The sequence below is a fragment of the Verminephrobacter eiseniae EF01-2 genome (assembly GCF_000015565.1).
Lineage (GTDB): Bacteria > Pseudomonadota > Gammaproteobacteria > Burkholderiales > Burkholderiaceae_C > Acidovorax > Acidovorax eiseniae.
This window is the reverse complement of sequence record NC_008786.1, coordinates 3785413-3804472: the sequence shown is the minus strand read 5'-3', so window position 1 is coordinate 3804472 and position 19060 is coordinate 3785413. Positions and strand designations below refer to the sequence as shown.

General features: G+C 65.0%; 17 protein-coding genes and 1 pseudogene. 6 read left to right on the top strand and 12 right to left on the bottom strand.

Annotated elements, in window-relative coordinates; all coding sequences use genetic code 11:
- Positions 1-3 precede the first annotated feature (3 nt).
- The 12 genes and pseudogenes from VEIS_RS16650 to VEIS_RS30690 form a co-directional block, all read right to left on the bottom strand.
- Positions 4-774: an ATP-binding cassette domain-containing protein gene (locus VEIS_RS16650; protein WP_011811145.1), complete on the bottom strand. Its 771-nt coding sequence runs from the start codon at positions 772-774 to the stop codon at positions 4-6.
- 4 nt (positions 775-778) lie between these two features.
- A complete protein-coding gene (locus VEIS_RS16645; protein ID WP_041950114.1) occupies positions 779-1765 on the bottom strand; it encodes an ABC transporter permease in 987 nt (328 codons plus the stop codon).
- Between the two features lie 71 nt (positions 1766-1836).
- A complete protein-coding gene (locus VEIS_RS16640; RefSeq protein ID WP_198137878.1) occupies positions 1837-2967 on the bottom strand; it encodes a sugar ABC transporter substrate-binding protein in 1131 nt (376 codons plus the stop codon).
- A 103-nt stretch (positions 2968-3070) separates the two neighbouring features.
- Positions 3071-4069 carry an ABC transporter permease gene (locus VEIS_RS16635; protein WP_011811141.1) on the bottom strand — a complete coding sequence of 333 codons (999 nt, stop codon included), beginning with the start codon at positions 4067-4069 and terminating at the stop codon, positions 3071-3073.
- Positions 4069-5649, bottom strand: a complete 1581-nt coding sequence (locus VEIS_RS16630; RefSeq protein ID WP_011811140.1) for an ABC transporter substrate-binding protein — start codon at positions 5647-5649, stop codon at positions 4069-4071. Before VEIS_RS16630 ends, VEIS_RS16635 begins: the two co-directional genes overlap by 1 nt.
- Complete coding sequence (locus VEIS_RS16625) at positions 5646-6773, bottom strand: ABC transporter ATP-binding protein (protein ID WP_011811139.1); 1128 nt, start codon at positions 6771-6773, stop codon at positions 5646-5648. The genes VEIS_RS16630 and VEIS_RS16625 overlap by 4 nt, the downstream gene beginning before the upstream one ends.
- Positions 6770-7795, bottom strand: a complete 1026-nt coding sequence (locus VEIS_RS16620; protein ID WP_041950112.1) for an ABC transporter ATP-binding protein — start codon at positions 7793-7795, stop codon at positions 6770-6772. Before VEIS_RS16620 ends, VEIS_RS16625 begins: the two co-directional genes overlap by 4 nt.
- A 265-nt stretch (positions 7796-8060) precedes the next feature.
- On the bottom strand, positions 8061-8678 hold the full coding sequence (locus tag VEIS_RS16615) for a hypothetical protein (RefSeq protein ID WP_011811137.1): 618 nt from the start codon (positions 8676-8678) through the stop codon (positions 8061-8063).
- 433 nt (positions 8679-9111) lie between these two features.
- Positions 9112-9351, bottom strand: coding sequence for a DUF2783 domain-containing protein (locus tag VEIS_RS16610; protein WP_011811136.1), 240 nt, complete (start codon positions 9349-9351; stop codon positions 9112-9114).
- Positions 9348-11000: an FAD-dependent oxidoreductase gene (locus VEIS_RS16605; protein WP_011811135.1), complete on the bottom strand. Its 1653-nt coding sequence runs from the start codon at positions 10998-11000 to the stop codon at positions 9348-9350. Before VEIS_RS16605 ends, VEIS_RS16610 begins: the two co-directional genes overlap by 4 nt.
- A 98-nt stretch (positions 11001-11098) precedes the next feature.
- Positions 11099-11446: pseudogene (locus VEIS_RS16600) on the bottom strand (VOC family protein); the annotation flags it as partial.
- A gap of 136 nt (positions 11447-11582) precedes the next feature.
- The gene (locus VEIS_RS30690; RefSeq protein WP_232287726.1) at positions 11583-11897 is read right to left on the bottom strand and encodes a hypothetical protein; all 315 of its coding nucleotides are present in this window, start codon (positions 11895-11897) and stop codon (positions 11583-11585) included.
- A 305-nt stretch (positions 11898-12202) separates the two neighbouring features.
- Between VEIS_RS30690 and VEIS_RS16595 the strand changes: the two genes are divergently transcribed.
- The 6 genes from VEIS_RS16595 (at position 12203) to VEIS_RS16570 (ending at position 19048) form a co-directional block, all read left to right on the top strand.
- A complete protein-coding gene (locus VEIS_RS16595) occupies positions 12203-13015 on the top strand; it encodes a DeoR/GlpR family DNA-binding transcription regulator (protein ID WP_041950111.1) in 813 nt (270 codons plus the stop codon).
- 30 nt (positions 13016-13045) lie between these two features.
- Positions 13046-13954 (top strand): substrate-binding domain-containing protein, encoded by a 909-nt coding sequence (locus VEIS_RS16590; protein WP_011811132.1) that lies wholly within the window; start codon positions 13046-13048, stop codon positions 13952-13954.
- A 68-nt stretch (positions 13955-14022) separates the two neighbouring features.
- A complete protein-coding gene (locus VEIS_RS16585; protein WP_041950110.1) occupies positions 14023-15591 on the top strand; it encodes a sugar ABC transporter ATP-binding protein in 1569 nt (522 codons plus the stop codon).
- The gene (locus tag VEIS_RS16580) at positions 15588-16538 is read left to right on the top strand and encodes an ABC transporter permease (protein ID WP_011811130.1); all 951 of its coding nucleotides are present in this window, start codon (positions 15588-15590) and stop codon (positions 16536-16538) included. Before VEIS_RS16585 ends, VEIS_RS16580 begins: the two co-directional genes overlap by 4 nt.
- A 27-nt stretch (positions 16539-16565) precedes the next feature.
- A complete protein-coding gene (locus VEIS_RS16575; protein ID WP_011811129.1) occupies positions 16566-17501 on the top strand; it encodes a tagatose kinase in 936 nt (311 codons plus the stop codon).
- A gap of 233 nt (positions 17502-17734) precedes the next feature.
- Complete coding sequence (locus VEIS_RS16570; RefSeq protein ID WP_041950950.1) at positions 17735-19048, top strand: ABC transporter substrate-binding protein; 1314 nt, start codon at positions 17735-17737, stop codon at positions 19046-19048.
- Positions 19049-19060 lie beyond the last annotated feature (12 nt).

Here is a 19060-nt window from a genome sequence, read left to right as displayed (position 1 = left end):
AGTTCAGGAGGTTTCAGCAGATCGTACCACTCCTTCAGTGATCAGCATCTCCGTGCGTATCAGATCGGTTTCCGAACGCGGCAAATCCGAGATGATGGTTCCCTGCCGCATGATGATGACGCGGTCTGCCACTTCGAAAACATGGTGCAGGCTATGTGTGATGTAAATGCAGGAGTGACCCGAGGCGCGGGCTTCCCTGATGAATCGGAGGACGGCGCGTGTTTCGTCGACACCGAGATTGTTGGTTGGCTCATCCAGAATGATCAGGTCAGAGGAAAAGAACATGGCACGGGCAATGGCGATGGACTGGCGCTCACCACCGGACAGTCCCTTGATTTTGGTATGCGGGTCCAGGTTTTTTGAAATCCCTGCCTTGCGCAGCAACTCACGGGTACGTGATTCCACATAGGCACGATCGATCGGGGAGAAGGCGCCCATCCAGGCGTATCGCATCGGTTCGCGGCCCAGGAAAAGATTATTGGCAATCGAAAGGTCTGGAGCCAGGGATGAATCCTGGTGGATGGTTTCTATGCCAAGGTCGATGGCATCGCGTGCGCTACGAATCGACGCATGCTTGCCTTTGAAGAAGATGGCGCCCTTATCGATCGGATAGACGCCGGACAGGGCTTTGATCAGTGTCGACTTTCCCGCTCCATTATCTCCCAACAAGGCAACTATTTCGCCGGAATCGATTTTGAGATCGATATCCTTCAACGCCTGCACATTGCCGAACGACTTGTTGATGCCTTCGAGGCGGATAAGTTCGGTAGTCATATGATCAACGCAGTTTGATGTGTTTTTCGAGGCGGGAGTTGATGATCAGCATGGCAAGGATGATGACCCCGACGAAAATATTGTAAGCAAGCCCTGGCACGCCGGCCATGATGATTCCATTGCGGATGATCCGCAGCAGCATGACACCAATCACGGTTCCAATGATCGTACCCAAACCACCCGTCAGCGCCGTTCCGCCGACCACCACCATGGCAATGACCTCAAGTTCGTACCCGGTACCCGCTATGGGAGAGGCGGACGAGATTCGCAGGGCACTCAGAATGCCGGCGAAGCCGGCAAACAGGGAGGTCAAGGCAAACAGGCCGGTTTTGACTTTTGCCGTCGGCACGCCACGGGCGATTGCCGCAGGGCCGTTGCTGCCCGTAGCCAAAATCCAGTTTCCCAACTTCGATCGGCGCAAGAGGTAATGGCACATCACGCTAAGCGCGATAAACCACAACAGCGAGGCATGGATGGTGAATTCTCCGATGTCAACGCCGCCAGAGAGCATCCAGCGCAACCAGGATTCATCCTCCAATGGTTTCTGCGGGAAGCCGTTGGTGATGAAAAGCGCCACGCCGCGAACGATCAGCAACATGGAGAGCGTCACGAGAAAAGAGGTGATCGCCATCCCGGTGACCAGCCAGCCGTTGAGGCAGCCGATCGCAGCCGACACCGCAAGGGCCAGCGCAAGCGCCACCGGAAGCGGCACGCCCGACTGAACCATCAGCAGCAGGAGAATCGGCGCCAGCGCGAATACGGCACCCACGGAAAGGTCGAACTCGCCGGTGGTCAGCAGCAAAGTCATCGCCAAGGCGATGATTCCCAGTTCCGGGAGGATGGACAACAGATTCGTCAAATTCAAAGCCGAGAAAAAACTGGCGTTGCCCATTGAAAAGGCGATGCATAACGCGACCAGGATGATCAGTGGGCTGAGTTCACGGTGTTGCGCCAATAGCCTCAGAAACGAGAGCTTCAATCGGTTCGTCATGCCAGCCTCTGTGGTCGCTGCATTGCGGGTGCCTGTCGCCATTCGTTCTACCCCGGTGAGTGAGTTGCGGATTATTTTTTCTGCGCTGCCATCATGGTTTTGAGGAAGGTCTGGACATTCGATTTGTCGTACAGGTCCAGCGTGGTGATGTCATATCCTTTGCCGCCTGCCTTGGCAAGACCATCCACGATCATGACGGGCAGGTAGCCCAGGTCGTAGGGGAATTGCCACAGACCGGCCATGGCATATCCTTCCATGACAGCCTCTGCGGTATCTTTGCTATAGCCCCAGCCCACCACCGGAATCTGTCCGGGCTTGGCGCCAATGTTTTTCAGTGCTGCCCGTGAGTGGGCAGTCACCAGATCGCCAAGCCCGATGATGGCTTTGACATCACGGTTTGCGGTCAGGTATTCGGTCATCCGCGTGATCAGGCTGGCGGGTTCAGAGCCTACTTCGAGCACGCTGTATTTGATGCCCAATGGGTCAAACACGCTGGCCACCCCCTTGGTTTCCAGCACCTGGTAGGTCGCCCCGGCGGCTTCGACCGGCAGGAAAACCTTGTCTCCCGCTTTCACGACTTTGTTGTCGACGAGGTATTTTGCCCAGATCACACCGGCCTGAAAGAGGTCTGCCCCGACATAGGAGTAACGGCCTGCGGCAGGGTCATCGGAATTGAAGAACACCACAGGAATGCCGGCTTTGGTGGCCGCAGCGACTTCCTTGTTCCAGATTTTTGGCTCGGCGCTGGTCGTTGCTATGCCATCCGCTCTTGCGGCAATCGCTGAATTGAAGGCCTCCTTTTGGGACGAGACATTGTTCGAGTGGAATGAGATATGGCACTTGGCATGGATTTTTGCGCAGGCTGCGATGGCACCACGATTCCATTCTATCCACATCGGATCGGCGTCACTGCCATGGGTCATCAGGTAAATTTTCCTGGTTTTGGATTGGGCCGTGGCAACGGTCGAGCAGGCTGAGAATATAAAAATGCCGAGAAGCAAAGCAGTCAAGCGTGAAATCATGATGGTCTCCTGATGGTGTGTTGTGGAATGCCGTGGGCAAGAAAACGCCAGTCTAGCACACAAGAAATGGATCATGTCGATGGGGGTGTTGCTGTTTCCAAATTTGCGGGCACGGTATTTGGCGCGTTGGATTTTACTGTCGCTGTTCTCCGATATTGCGTTGGTGGTGTTCGATTCCACACCGTGGATGCTTTCCGCGCAGTGTGCTCTGACTTTGTGCTCGCGCCCGTGGCGCATCGACGGTTCTGGCTTTGCCTGCCATGGTCGTGATGCGCGAGACTTTTTACTTGACCCTCGGATCGATCACGCCATATAGCAAATCGGCACCCAGGTTGATCGTGATCACGATCAGCACCATCGTGAACACCACGCCCTGCACCACGGGGAAGTCGCGCGACAGCGCGCCCTGCACGATCAGCCCGCCCATGCCCGGGATCGCGAACACCGCCTCGATCACCACCGTGGCGGCCAGCATCCGGTTGGCCAGCAGGGTGACCACCGTCAGCAAGTTCACGCCGACATTCTTCAGGCCATGCTTGCAAAGGATGGCCGCAGGCGACAGGCCCTTGGCGTGCAGCGTGCGCACCTGCTGCGACGACAGCAGGTCGACCAGCGAACTGCGCAGTTGCCGCGACACCTCGGCGATGCCGCCGGCGGCCAGCGCCAGCGCCGGCAGCAAGGCATGGCGCAGCGCCTCGACAGGCTCGGCGCCGAGCGAGGCCGAGCCTGTCGCCGGCAGCCAGTTCAGTTGCAAGGCGAACCAGGCGATCAGCACCATCGCGAGCCAGAAGTTCGGCACGGCGACACCGAGCGAGGCCAGCGTCATCACCCAGCCATCGACCCAGGTGCCGCACTTTGCGGCGGCCCACATGCCCAGCGGGATGCCGACCGCCAGCGCGATCAGCAGTGCCAGGCCGACGATCAGCGCGGTTTTCGGCAGGCAGCGCGCGATCGACACGGTCACCGCTTCGCCGGACATCAGCGACTGGGACAGGTCGCCCTGCAGCGCCTGCCACAGCCAGTGGCCGTATTGCACCAGAAAGGGCTGGTCCAGCCCGTAGAGCGCCCGGATCTCGGCCAGGCGCGCGTCGCTGGCGTTGTCCCCGGCCAGCGCCACGGCGATGTCGCCCGGCACGAGTTTGAGCAAGCCGAAGACGACGAAGGTGGCAAACAGCAGCACCGGCAAAGCCTGCATCAGCCGGCGCGCGAGCAGGTGGTGGCGCAGGCGGCACAGGCGGCGCAACGCGCTGCCGTCGGCCGCCGTGGTCTTGTCTGCGGACATCAGCCGGACAAGGACAGGTTGTTGAATTTCGGCTTGCCCAGCAGATTCGGAACGAAGCCCTGCACCGCGTTGGACAAGGCGTCGATCTCGAATTGAAAGGCCAGCGGCGCCACCAGCGCGTTTTCCATCACCATGCGCTGGATTTTGGCGAACACGCTTTTGCGCCACTGGATATCTTCCCTGGCGCGGCTTTCCTGCAGCAGTGCCGAGAGTTCCGGCGAGAACTCGCTGCGCCCGGCGTTGTAGTAGGCGCCCTTGGCGTACATCAGCGAGTAGCTCATGCTCGGGTCGGGGCGGCCAGTCCAGGCCGACAGCAGCATGTCGAACTTCTTTTCTGTGCCGAAGAACTGGCCGCTGATCTCGGGGATCGTGCCGTTCGTGAACTTCAGGCGGATGCCGATCTTGCCGAGTTGATCCATCACGATTTCGCCGCGGCGCACTGCGTCCTGGTCGGTGTAGCCGCCGATCGTCAGATCGATGCCGGCGGCCAGCCCGGCGTCGGCCATCAGTTGCCTGGCCTTTGCCACGTCATGCGGATACAGGCCGGCCACGCTCTTGTCGTAGGCCCAGTGGGTGCTCGGCAGGTTCATATGCGCGGGCTCGCCAACACCGTCCATCGTGGCCTTGACGAAAGCCTCGCGGTTCAGCGCGAAGTTGATCGCCTGCCGCAGCTTCGGGTTGTCCAGCGGCGCCCGCGCGTAATTCATGTACAGCTGTATGCAGTAGAGCGTGGGGCCTGTCACCAGCCGGAGCGCCTTCTCGCGCGTAATGATCGGGCGGTAGCGCGCCGATAGCTGGTAGGCCAGATCGTTCTGCCGGGACACCACCGAGCGCAGGCCGGTGGCCAGTTCGGGAATGATCGAAAACTCGATGCCGTCGAGGTACGGCAGGCCGGTGCGCCAGTACTGCGCGTGGCGCGTGACGATCACCTTTTGGTTGTCGGCCCAACTGACAAACCGCCACGGCCCTGCGCCCACCGGATTGCGGCCGAAAGCCTTGCCCGCCGCCTTCTGGGCCGTGGGCGAAACCATCATGCCCGCACGGTCGGAAAAGACGGCGGGGAGCGCCGCGTCGGGTTGGTCGAGCATGAGCTTGACCTGCGTCGGGCTGACGACGGCGCTGGCCTCGATGCTCGACAGGTCGGCCTTCAGGTTCGAGGCCGCATCGCCGCGATTGCGCTCGATGTTCCAGCGCACGGCCTCGGCGTCGCACGGCGTGCCGTCATGAAACGAGATGCCCGGCTTGATGCGCAGCAGCATGGTCTTCGGGTCCGGAAAGATCCATTCGGCCATGCCGGGCTTGGGCTTGAGTGTGGCGTAGTCCCATTCGACCAGCGTGTCGTACATCGTCCACAAGATGGCATGGTCGGAGCCGGCGCCACCCACCGCCGGGTCGAGACTCGAAGGATTGGCCGGACTCGCGATCCTCAGCACGCCACCCTTCTTCGGCGCGGTCTGCGCGAACACGGGCCAGCCCAGGCCCAGGCCCGCCAGACCCAAGCCCGCCAGGCCCAAAGCGTCGCGGCGCTGCAAGGCGCTCGAAGGAAGCCGTGAAACCCTGTCATCTCGACGCTGACTCATGCTGTCTCCCATGCGGTGTGAACGATGCCGTGGTCGGTGGTGCCGGGGCGATGGCAACCGGCGGCCGCGCCGCCGTTGCCTGCGGGCGGCCCTGCCGCCGTTGCCCAATGGCAGGCCACCCAGTGCTGTGGCCGCAGCTCGCGCAACGCCGGCGCCTCGGCGGCGCAGCGCGCGGATGCCCAGGGGCAGCGCGTGCGCAGGCGGCAACCCGAGGGCGGATCGATAGGGCTTGGCATCTCGCCCTCCAGGGTGATGCGGCGCGGGCGCAGCGCGCGCAGATGCGCCGGCAGCGCCACCGGTTCGGCCGACAGCAGCGCCGCCGTGTACGGGTGCATGGGCTGTCGGGTCAGGCTTTGGTTCGGGCCCAGTTCCATGAAGCGCCCGAGGTACATCACCGCGATACGGTCGCTGATATGCGCGACCACCGACAGGTCATGGGTGATGAACACATAGGTCAGACCGAACTCGCGCTGCAGGTCGGCGAACAGGTTCAGGATCGCGCCACGGATCGAGACATCGAGCGCCGCCACCACTTCGTCGCAGACGATGACCTTGGGCCGCAGCGTGAGCACACGCGCAATGTTGGCCCGCTGCTTTTGGCCGCCCGAGAGCTGGTGCGGATAGCGCTGCGCCATTTCTTCGGACAGGCCGACACGCGCCAACGCATCGAGCGCGGCGCGGCGCCGGGCCGGGCGGTCTTTGCCGCCCGAGGCTTGCAGCGGCTCCAGCGTCGAATCGATGATGCGCAGCCGTGGATCGAGCGCCGAGTGCGGGTCCTGGAACACGATCTGGTAGTCGCGGCGCCGCGTTTGCAACGCGGCGCGCGCAAGCTGCCAGGGGTCGATCCCGCCGTGCAGCACGACGCCTTCGGTCGGTGCCACGAGTGCGACGAGCGCGCGGCCCAGGGTGGTCTTGCCGGAGCCTGATTCGCCAATGATGCCGAAGGTCTCGCCGGCGCGCACATCGAAGCTCACGCCGTCGACGGCCTTGACGGTCTGCGAACGGTCGCGCGTCGGAAACAGCACGCGCAGTTGGCGCACTTCGATGACGGGCGGGGCGCCCACTGGGGTACCTTCGCCTTCGGCTACGGTATGAGTGCCTTCGGGCGGCCGGGCGGCACTCATGGACTGACGGCGCCTGCGAGTTCGAGCTCTTGCGCGCGCACGCAGCGCGCCCAGTGCGGTGCGACGGGTGCGCCGCCGATTTGCAGCAGGCCCTGCTCGGCGCTGCAGGCCGGCGCGGCGAAGGTGCAGCGTGCGCGGTAACGGCAGCCGGCAGGCATGGCGCCCGGCGCCGGCACACGCCCGGGAATGGAGCCGAGTCTGGCGCGCCATGGCGTCAGCCGGGGCAGCGAGCGCAGCAAGCCGGATGTGTAAGGGTGGCGCGGGCGCATCAGCGCCGCGTCGGTTGCGGCATCTTCGACCACTTCGCCGGCGTACATCGTCAACATCCGGGTGCAGGTCTCGGCCACCACGCCCAGGTCGTGCGTGATGAAGAGCAGCGCCATGCCGGTGCGCTCGCTCAGGTCGCGCAGCAAGGTGATGATCTGCGCCTGCACCGTCACGTCGAGCGCGGTGGTGGGTTCGTCGGCGATCAACAGCCGGGGCGCACAGATGATGGCCATGGCAATCATCACGCGCTGGCGCATGCCGCCCGACAGATGGTGCGGGTATTCGCCGTAGCGGCGCGCCGGCTGCGCAATGCCGACCTGCGCCAGCGCCTCGATCGCGCGCAGCCTGGCCTGCGCCGGGTGCCCGGGGTGGTGCGCGAGCCAGGCTTCGCTGATCTGGGTGCCGACGGTGAACACCGGATCGAGTGCGCTCATCGGCTCCTGGAAAATCATCGCGATGTCGCGGCCGCGCACTGCGCGCATCTCGCGCTCGGGCAGTTGCGCCAGATCCCGGCCCCCGAAGTCGATGCGGCCAGCGATACGCGCCACCTGCGGCGGCAGCAAACGCATGACCGCCAGGCCGGTCACGGTCTTGCCGCAGCCGCTTTCGCCGACCAGGCCGACGCGCTCGCCACGGGCGATGTCGAACGCGACCTTGCGCGTCACCGGCAGTTCACCGTGCGCGGTGTGGAACGCAACCGTCACGTCGCGCAACGACAGCAAAGGCTGGTTCAGCGCCATGGGGCCAGTCGCCAAGGGCCGGTGCTGCACGCGCGCGGGTTCGCGGCCCGTTGGCGCCCGGCTTTCTCCGGGCTTGCGCTGCGTGCCGCCAACGCATGTCTGTCGATGGTTCGATTCGTCAACTCGTCAACACCTGCATGCCAAGACATGGATGCAGCCTACAAGCGCGGTCAGGCGCGCACAACCGGGGTTATCCCGCGTCGCCCTGGTCGGCAGCGCTGGTCTGCACAGGCTTGGAGGCGGCTTTCGCACCCGCATGGCGCCGGCGGCGGTGCCCCGGTCAGTTCTCCACCTGCACCGATTCGGCAAACACCACTTCGCACGCATGGGCGCCGGTGTCCGTGCGGCTCAGGGAACTGGTCCAGCGCCAACCGTTCCGGGACGTGACTTCCACCAGTTTGCCGGTGATGCGCACGTAGACGCCTTTGCGGATTTTTTGCAGCGCACGCTCGATCATCGGGTTGGCCGCAATCATGTGCATGTTGGCGGACGACTCGATGATCTCCTGCGCCGGGATGGGCGGCAGGTCGTTCCATTCGAAGTAAAGCCAGCGCCAGCCCTGGGTGATGTGCATCGACTCGTACACCGCCGGATCGGCCATGCGCCTCCAGCCCACCGCCAGATCGACGCGCGACAGCCCGGCCCCCCTGTCGAAGTAATAGTTCTCGCGCGAAAGCACCCGTGCACGCAGCGCAAACGCCGCCAGCGGCCTGATCCGGTAGCCATGCAGCATAAAGGGCGGGTCGCTGGTGGCCGTTTGCACGGGGCTGTCGGCAAATACCTGCCCGGTGGCGTAGCTTTGCAGACGCCGGTCGGCCCGGTGCTCGCGCAATTTTTCGACCACAGAGAACACCAGCAGCAAAGCCAGGGCAAATGTGGCGACGGTGGAAAGCTTCATGGAGCACCCGGGGCTGCCGTCGATTCTACGGACGGCACGCGCTGGCGCGAACGATGCCGGGCGCGGCATGGGGCGATGCGGGCACGGTGTGCAACTACGCAACGGACGCGCTCCCCATGCCGACGCACGCACCGAGGGCTGTTGCCGCTTGGGCGCATTGCCAGCCCTCATCTCCTTGCGAGGTGGGTGCATCTGCGCATCCAGAGGCGCTCCGCCGCGCAGCAACTGCCACCATGGTGCGGCGCGCGCGGCGCTTCGGATCACCGGGTGTTTACCGGGTGGTGTTCGATGCCACGCAATTCGTCATGCGCGCGCGAGACAGACATCGAAGCAATCCAGGTCGGCTCACGGCCCCGGCCCGTCATTCGTCATGCGCGCGCGACATCGAAGGGCAGCACATGCCGGAAAACCGGCCCGTCGCCGAGGCGCGGTTTCATGGCCTGCCCGGCGCGCCCGAAGCAGCCGCGCAGGCTGTCGCCCGCGTTGCTGTGCCGGCCTCGGCCGCAGCGCGGATGCAGTCGAGCAGCACGGCCTGGTCGCCGCACTGGTTGGCCAGCAACAGCACCAGGCGGGCATCGAGGTCGGCGCTGCGGGCCTCGTCGAGGCCCTCGTGGGCGCTGAGCCAGGCGGCGTAGAAGCCGTCGGGATCGGGGATGCGGGGTTCGGTGATCATGGGCGGTCTCCTTCCCGGGCCAGGGCGGTGCGCAGCGTGGTGGCGATGGCGGCCGGTGTGGCGTTGGCCAGCACGGCGGCGCGGTAAGCGTCGGGGCGCACCAGCACGAAGCTGCCCGGTGCGCCGGCGCCGAGCTGGCGGCTGAGGGTTTCGTCGGCCTGCAATGTGGGCAGGGTGCCGTCGCCGCCGACGGCCAGCAGGCGCAGCGGCCGCGCCGCCAGGGTATCGAGCGCGGCGCGCGCCTGCTCCGGGGACGGTGCGAACCACAGGCCCAGGCATTGCGTGCCCTCGGCCAGCAGTTGCATCAGCGTCGTTGCCGTGCCATCGGCCCGGCGCAGCGGCAGGTTCTGCACGCTGCGGCCGCCTTCGGGCAGGTGTGGCGCCGCCGGGTAATCATTGGCCACCGACATGCGGCCGGTGTTGACGAGGGCGCGCGCGAACGGATGGCGCGCCGCCAATGCGACCACGGCGCGGCGCAGCCTGTGCTCGGCCGGCGAGCGCGGCGCCAGAAAGCGCGCCGAGCGGCTCGTCACCTCGAGGTTCTGCACGGCTGCGGCGCGGCGTTCGGCATCGTAGGTGTCCAGCAGCGCGTCGCCGGCGTGGCCCTGCAGCACCAGGGCGAGCTTCCAGCCGAGGTTGCCGGCGTCCTGGATGCCGGTATTGCCACCGCGCGCGCCGAAGGGGCTGACCACATGGGCAGAGTCGCCGATGAAGAACAGGCGCCCGTGCCGGAAGCGTTCCAGCAGGTGGTCGCGGTAGCCGTAGGGGCCGATCCAGACGAATTCGAATTCGACATCGGGGCCGAGCTGCTCGCGCAGACGCGCGCCCGCCACCTCCGGGCGGCTGATCTGCCGGGTGTCGCAGTCCTCGGGCATCTGGTAGTCGATGCGCCACACACCGTCGGCCATCAGGTGCTGCCAGACGGCGCGACCGTCGTTGAAGGGCGCATCCACCCAGGTCCAGCGCTCCACCGGGAGCGGCTTCTTGAAGCGCACGTCGCTGATGCACCAGCGGTCGGTGCTGCGCGAGGCGTGCGCCTCGAGGCCGAGCTGTGTGCGAATCGGGCTGCTCGCGCCGGTGGCGTCGATGAGGTAGTCCGTTTCCATCGTGTAGGCGCCGGCCGGGGTTTCGATCTCCAGGCGCACGCCGTCGGCCAGGGGTTCCACATGCGTTGCGCGGTTCTTCCAGCGCACATCGGTGAGGCCGAGTTCGAGGATGCGGTCGACCAGGAACCACTCGATGTAGAACTGCTGCAGGTTGATGAAGGGCGGCTGCGCCGAGACGCTGCCGGTCTGCAGGTTGAAGCTGTAGACCTCGGTCTCCCCCGAGAAGGTGCGGCCGAAGGACCAGGTGATGCCCTTGTCCGCGACGCGCCGGTACAGGCCCAGACGCTCGAAGATCTCCAGGCTCTTTTGCGCGTAGCAAATGCCGCGCGAGGAGGCGCCGCGCACGCCCACGGTGTCGTCCTCGTCGAGCAGCACCGCCCGCACGCCGCGCTGCGCGAGATCGCAGGCCAGCGTGAGGCCGGCCAGGCCCGCGCCGACGATCACGATCGGGTGGCGTCGAATGGCGCTGCCACCGAGTTCGGGCGGCGACTCGAAGGGCCAGCTCGGCAGCTCATAGGCCGGGGCAAAGGTATCGGTTTCCATCCAATTTGTCTCCAAGGTTCGGGTTTTCGGGGATTCGGTGGCGCTCAGAGCGCGCGCATCCACGCGGCCATGGCATCGGCAGTTCGTTGTTCCACCCACCGAGCCTTGGCGGCGCGCAACTCGGCGAGCGCCGAGTCCACGCGCAGGGCGATGCGGTTCACCCAGGCCGGCGTGTTGGGCGAGGGCAGGGCTGCCGCACCATCGCCGAGGCCGAACAAGGCGATGTGCGAGCCGCCGCGCATCTGAAAAAAGAGGTGCATGCCGGGGCCGTACTCCCCCGTGCCCGGCACATGGCCGCCCTCCATCCGATGCACCAGCGGCAGGCCCGGCAGGTCTTCGTGGAAACGCCGGGTTTCCTCGCTGTCTTCCTCGCTGTCGCGGCAGCGCCAGGCAAAGTGGCGCACGCCATGGATGGGTACGAAATGGGGGACGGCGGCGGGTGTCATGGGCGGGTTCCTGTGCTGGGGAAGCCCGCATTACAAAGCCACTGGTGAAGGCCTGCGGGCTGCTCATTCTGGCGCTTCAGGTGCCGATTTTTTACCGCGAATTGGTCGGTGTACAGCCAGTCCTGCCAGTGTCGCGTCACCGATCAGATGTCGTAGGCTGCGCGCAGCCATCGGAGCGCAGCGCAAGGCGCATCGCGCAGCCCATACCGAGCTGTATTGGCAAGCGATGCAACGCCGCGATGCGCTTCGATGGCCAGCGCAGACCGACATCTGATCCGTGACGCGACACTGGTGTCGCGTCACGGATCAGATGTCGTAGGCTGCGCGCAGCCATCGGAGCGCAGCGCAAGGCGCATCGCGCAGCCAATACCGAGCGTATTGGCAAGCGATGCAACGCCGCGATGTGCTTCGATGGCCAGCGCAGACCGACAGATGATCGGTGACGCGACACCAGGCGCTTTCGCCTGCGACCACCCGCTTTGTGGAATGTCTCCAGGCCGTGGTCAAAAGCTCTCTGGCCACCGTCTGCAAATACGCAACGGATGCGCTTGCCGGCGGATGCACCGGGGGCGCTTGGGGCTGTGGTGTTCTTTGCGGCAGCGCCGTCGCCTTGCGCCATGCGCTCGCCCAGTGCCGCGCTCAGTGCGCTCAGTGCGCTCAGTATTAACCCCGACGGCATCTTGCTTGACGCGATGGCTGTTCACGCCGACACTTTCGATTGGAAAGAGATGTCTTTCCAATCGAAAGACCGGAGATATGCAAGACCATGGCAGTAGCCCGCTCAAACGCAGGCTTCAGATCGTTGATCTCGCGCGCAAATCCGACGCGGTGAAGGTCGAAGCGCTCAGCGCGCTGTTCGGGGTTTCCACGGTCACCATCCGCAACGACCTGAACTACCTTGAGCAGCAGGGCTATGTGGTGCGCACATTCGGGCGCGCGCGCTACAACCCGGCGCTGCTCAACGCCGTGCCACAGCCGCAGGAGAGCCGGGCAACGCCCGCCGCTCCGCTGCTGAGCTTGGTCGCTGGCGCCGCGCTGCACTGGATCGCCGACGGGATGGCGCTGTTTCTCGGTGGCGGGGCCTTGGTGCACCGGCTGCTGCCGCAGTTGGTGGGCAAGCCGGGCCTGGCGCTGACGCTGCACGACCTGTCGATGGTCGCCACGGCCCGGCAGTTTCTGAGCTGCGAGATCCATGTGACGGGCGGCGCGCACAGCGATGACGAGCCGGGTCTGATCGGGCCGGCTGCCGAACTGGGGTTGCGCTCACACCCGGTGGATTTGTGTGTGATCGAAGTCAGCGGCATCGACGCGCGCGGCCGCATCCTGTCGCAGTTTGCCGGTGCGGCGCGCCTGTACGCAGCGGCGGTCGGTCACTGCTCGAAGGCGATCAGCCTGGCGCGCGGGCTCGATGCCGGTGCGGGCTTCGGGCACCCGGTGTGCGGCGTGGGCGAGCTCGATGCGTTCGTCGTCCACCACGACATCGAAGCGGGCGTCTTCGATCTGTTGGCCGAGCATCAGCTGCGGGTCGATCGAAAGGCTGGCGGTGTGCTCGAATTTCGCAAAGCCTGATTTTTCCATCCACCCAGAACGGAGACAAGCATGAACAGAAATGCCTTTTTCAAGTGCCTGGCCGCAAGCTGCCTGTGCTGCGCAGGTTTTGCCGTGCCAGCCCAGACTGCCGGGAAATACACCGTGGGCGCGTCGCTGCTGACGCAGCAGCATCCTTTCTACATCGAACTGGCCGACGCGATGAAGAAACAGGCGGCCAAGGATGGCGTCAGGCTCGACCTGAGCATTGCCAATCAAGACCTGAACAAGCAGCTTTCGGATGTCGAGGACTTCATCAGCAAGAAGGTCGACGCCATCATCTTGTCGCCGGTGGACTCCAAAGGGGTCAAGGCCGCCGTGCTCAAGGCCGGCGCCGCCGGCATTCCCGTGATCACCGTCGACATTGCAGCCAGTGGCGTAGCGGTGGTGGCCCATGTGGCCACCGACAACTACGCCGGCGGCGTGAAGGCGGGCGAGTTGATGGCGCAGGCGACCGCCGGCAAGGGCCGGATTGGCGTTCTCCACTACCCCACGGTGCAGTCCGTGGTGGACCGTGTCGAAGGGTTCAAAAAGGCCCTGTCGGCCCATCCGCAGATGAAGATCGTGTCGATCCAGCCGGGCATCACGCGCGCCGAAGCCTTGACGGCAGCGCAGAACATGTTGCAGGCCCACCCGGACCTGGCGGGCATCTTCGGCTTCGGCGATGACGCTGCGCTGGCCGCGCTGGCGAGCATCAAGGCGGCCAACAAGCTCGGCCAGGTCAAGGTGGTCGGCTTCGACGGAATGGCTGAGGCGCGTGCCGCCGTGGACAAGGAGCCGGCGTTCGTCGGGGTGATCCGTCAATACCCCGACCAGATGGGCGCGCGGGCGATCGGGTTGGCCGTTGCCGTGCTGGCTGGCAAGAAGGTCGACAAACTCAATCCCGTGGTGCCCGGCGTCTATACGGCGGCGCACCAATGAAGGCCCCGGGCGCCGGGACAGACGGCACGCGCCGTGGGCTTCGATGGGGTGAGCCAATGATGTCGGCAATGCACTGGCCCGACCCGGCGTCTGACGCCTCGGCCGCCCCGGGCCGGGTGGTGCTCGAAGTGCGCGCCATCACGAAGTCCTTTGGGGCGGCCCTGGCGTTGAAAGACATGTCGCTGCGCTTGCGTGCGGGGTCGGTCCACAGCTTGCTGGGCGAGAACGGCGCCGGCAAGTCGACCTTGATGAAGATACTGGCAGGGGTGCTCCAGCCCAGCCGTGGGCAAATGCTGATCGACGGGCAGGAGGTCCGCCTGAGCGGGCCGGGTGACGCCAGGCGCCGTGGCATCGCGATCATTTGTCAGGAACTGAGCCTGGCCGGAAATTTGAGCGTTGCCGACAACCTGTTTGCCAATCACCCGCCGGGCCTGGCCGGGCTGATCGACGACCGGCAGATGCTGCGCAAAAGCCGCGCCCTGCTGGCCGCATTGGGCATTGCCATCGATCCGTCCACCCTGGTCGCGCAATTGTCGATCGCCGAGCGCCAACTGGTCGAAATCGCCAAGGCGCTGAACCAGCCGTCGCGCGTCGTCATCATGGATGAGCCTACCTCGTCGCTGGGCGCCAGCGAGGCCAGGATGGTGTTCGGGATCATCGAAGGACTGAAGGCCCGGGGCAAGGCCATCGTCTACATCTCGCATCGTATCGACGAGATCATGCAGATTTCCGACGAGATCTCGGTCATGCGCGATGGTCGATGCATGGACACCAAGGTGCGTGGCCAGACCAGTATCGAGGCATTGATCGCGTTGATGGTTGGCCGACCGCTGAGCGCCATCTACCCGCCAGGGCCGCCCCATCCACCGGCCCCGCCTGGTTCGCCAGCGCTGCCTGGCACGCGCCAGGCATTGCTGCGCGTGCAGGGGTTTGGCTGTACCGGCAGGTTTTACGACCTCGACTTCGAGGTCCATGCCGGCGAGATCGTCGGCTTTTTCGGTCTGGTGGGGGCAGGGCGCTCGGATGTGCTGGCGGCCCTGTTCGGGATGCACCGCGCCAGCGGTCGCATCACGCTCGATGGCCAGCCGGTTCGGTTGCGCTCGCCGGCCGAGGCCATTGCGCATGGCATCGCCTTCGTGACCGAAAACCGCAAGGAGCAAGGGCTGGTCCTGGACCAATCGGTGCTGCACAACATCACGATGGCCCATGTGCACTGCCGACGCCAAGGCGCGTGGTGGATCGACGAGCGCGAGGAATGGCGCCTGGCGCAGGGCTATGTGCAGCGGCTGGGCATCAAGATCGCCAGCCTGCACCAGCCCGTGCGCGAGCTCTCGGGTGGCAACCAGCAAAAGCTGGTGTTCGCCAAATGGCTGGCGCTGCGGCCACGGGTGCTGCTCCTCGATGAGCCGACCCGTGGTGTCGATGCAGGCGCCAAGTTCGAGATCTACCGCATCATCCGGGAACTGGCCACCGCAGGCACGGCCGTGATTCTGGTCTCGTCCGAACTGCCGGAGGTGCTGGCAATGAGCGACCGTTTGATGGTCATGCGCGCCAAGCGCCTGGTCAAGACTTTCGAGCGCCGAAACCTGTCGCAGGAAACGGTGATGGCCTACGCCACCGCAGCCGCAGCACCATGAGCGTCAGCACGTACTGGGGGCGCATCGCCCGGCGCTACGGCGGCATTTTGCTCGGTCTGATCGCGCTGGTGCTGCTGTTTGCGCTGCTGTCGCCGGCCTTTCTGACGACCGGGAATCTGCTCAATATCGTGCTGCAGGTGTCGATCATCGCCATCGTCGCGTTCGGTATCACCTATGTGTTGCTGCTCGGCGAGATCGATCTGTCCGTGGGCGCGATCATCGCGCTGTGCGGCAGCGTTGCCGGTCTGCTGCTGGCCCGGGAAATGCCGCTCCTGTGGGTCGTCGGTGCCACGCTGGCCTGCGGGCTGGTGCTGGGCGCCGTCAACGGAGCCTTGTCGGCGCTGCTCGGCATTCCGTCGTTCATCGTGACGGTGGCGACGATGGGCATCTTTCGCGGGCTGGCTTTCATTGCCTCGGACGGCATGCCGGTGCCGGTCGACGACGAAGCCTTCATCCGGATCGGCAACGGCCACATGCTCGGTCTGCCGGTGCCGATCTGGATCTTGGCAGCGCTGCTGGCGCTGAACCACTGCGTGCTGTCCAAGACCGTCTTTGGCCGCAAGGCGTATCTTGCCGGCGGCAACGCAGAGGCGGCGGTCTATGCGGGCATTCGCGTCAAGCGTCTGAAAATCGCCATCTTCACGCTCTCGGGGTTGATGGCCGCAGTGGGCGGCATGGTGCTGACGGCGCGGCTGTACTCCGCGCAGCCGAACGCAGCGCTCGGCTGGGAGCTCGACGCGATTGCGGCAGCCGTTCTGGGCGGCACCAGTTTGGCCGGCGGCTACGGAACCATGGTCGGCACGCTGATCGGTGCGTTGATCATCGGCGTCATCAACAACGGCATGAACCTGATGAGCGTGCCGTACTTCTACCAACTCATCGTCAAGGGCGCCGTCATCCTCGTGGCGGTCTGCATCGATGTGCAAAACAAAAAGCGCCGCGGGTAGCCCGGGCGCAAATGTCAAAGGATCGGGATGGAAAAGATCATGACCATGGGCGAGATTCTGGTGGAGATCATGGCCACCCGGCGCGGCCAGAGTCTGCGCGCGCCTGGCAGCCTGGCCGGGCCCTATGCCAGCGGTGCGCCGGCGATTTTCATCGACCAGGTGGCCCGCCTGGGCCATCCGGCCGCGATCATTGGCTGCGTGGGCGATGACGACTTCGGCTGGCTGAACATCGAGCGGCTGCAGCGCGATGGCGTGGACACGAGCGCGATCAGCGTATTGAAGACCGCCGTCACCGGCAGCGCCTTCGTGACCTATCGCCTGGACGGCGAGCGCGATTTCATCTTCAACATCACCAATAGCGCTTCGGCGCAGTTGCAGCCCGCCCATGTCAGTGCGGCGGCGCTGAAAGATTGCTCGCACTTTCATGTGATGGGCTCGTCGTTGTTCTCCTTCCGGATCATCGATGCGATGAAGAAGGCGATCGAAATCGTCAAAGGGCAGGGGGGCATGGTCTCCTTCGACCCCAACATCCGCAAGGAAATGCTGCGCATCTGCGAGATGCGCGAAGCACTGGGCTACATCCTGGAGTTCACCGACATCCTCTTGCCCAGCGGCCACGAGGTCAGCCTGCTGACCGACGCTGCGGATGAGGCGGGCGCCATTGACGAGCTGTTCGCCAAAGGGGTCAAAGAGATCGTCGTCAAGCGCGGCCCGCAGGGCTGCAGCTACTTCGCCCGTGGCGCCCGGTTGGAGGTGGCGGCGCTTGCGGTCGAGGAGTTGGACCCGACCGGGGCCGGCGATTGCTTCGGTGCCACGTTCGTGACCTGCAGGCACCTGGGCAAAGGGCCCGAGGAGGCATTGCGCTATGCCAATGCCAGCGGCGCCCTGGCCGTGCGGGTCAAGGGCCCGATGGAGGGAACCTCCGACTTCGAGCAACTCGATGCGCTGCTGGCGCGGCCATGAATGCCGGGCCTGCCGAGCCAGCCCGGGCCGGCGCGAGCCATTGGGCGGCGCGGCGAACCCGCATGGCCCGGCGCTGCATCGGATGCGCTGCGCGCCGGCAAACCTTACGCGCTCGCCTGCCGGGTCAGGGCGACACGGGCAGGGTGGCGGCGCCAGCCTGAACGGCACCGCATCGGCTTTGATCGGCCGATCGGTCTCGACCCCATCAACCAACCTATGGAGATTACCCGATGATGTATCGCAAGACCCGGATCGCACTGTGCTTTGCGCTGTGCACGGCAGGCGCAGCGCAGGCTGCCAGCACGACCGAACTGGTCATCGCCACGGTCAACAACCGGCAGATGATAGAGATGCAAAAGCTCACGCCGCAGTTCGAAAAGAGCCATCCCGACATCAAGCTCAAGTGGGTGACGCTGGAGGAGGGCGCGCTGCGCCAGCGCGTCACGACGGACATTGCGACGCAGGGCGGGCAGTTCGACGTGATGACCATCGGCATGTACGAGACGCCGATCTGGGGCAAGAAAGGCTGGCTCAAGGAGTTCAAGCCGGACGCCGGGTACGACGTCGACGATCTGCTGGCCCCCATCCGTGCCGGTCTGTCGGCCAACGGCAAGCTGTATGCGGCCCCGTTCTATGGCGAGAGCTCGTTCACGATGTACCGCGCCGACCTGGCGCAGGCGGTCGGCGCGAGCCTGCCCGAGCAGCCCACCTGGGAGCAGATTCGCGCTTTCGCCGCCAAGGTCCACAACCCCGGCAAGGGCCTGTATGGCGTGTGCCTGCGCGGCAAGCCTGGCTGGGGCGACAACATGGCGCTGCTGTCGACCATGGTCAACACCTTTGGTGGCCAATGGTTCGACATGGGCTGGAAGCCCCAGGTGGACAGCAAGGCGTGGCACGACGCGATCTCGTTTTATCTGGACCTGATGAAAAAGTACGGCCCGCCAGGTGCGAGCGCCAACAGCTTCAACGAAAACCTGGCGCTCTTTGCTGAAGGCAAATGCGGGGTCTGGGTGGATGCCACCAGCGCCGGGACCTCGGTGGCAGACCCGAAGTTCAGCAAGGTGGCCGACAAAGTGGCCTTCGCCAAGGCGCCGATCGCCGTCACGCCCAAGGGCGCGAGCTGGCTGTGGGCTTGGGCGCTGGCGATTCCGGGCGCCACGAAGAAGGAAGAGCAGGCGCAAAGGTTCATCAACTGGGCGACATCCAGGGATTACGTGCAACTGGTGGCCAAGGAGTCGGGCTGGATCGCCGTGCCCACCGGCAACCGCGCTTCGACCTATGACCGCGCCGAGTACCAGCAGGTCTCCAGGTTTGGCCAGATGGAGCGCAAAGCCATCTTGGCGGCCAATCCCGATGATCAGACGCTGCCCAAGTCCCCGTACACCGGGGTCCAGTTTGCCGCCATTGCCGAGTTTCAGGCGATAGGCTTGGCCGTGGGCCAACAGTTGGGCGCCGCGCTGGCGGGCAAGGTCAGTGTGGCGCAGGCGCTCAAGACCGGGCAGACCGCCGCAGACCGGGAGATGCGCAAGGGGGGTTATTACAAATAGCACACATAGCGG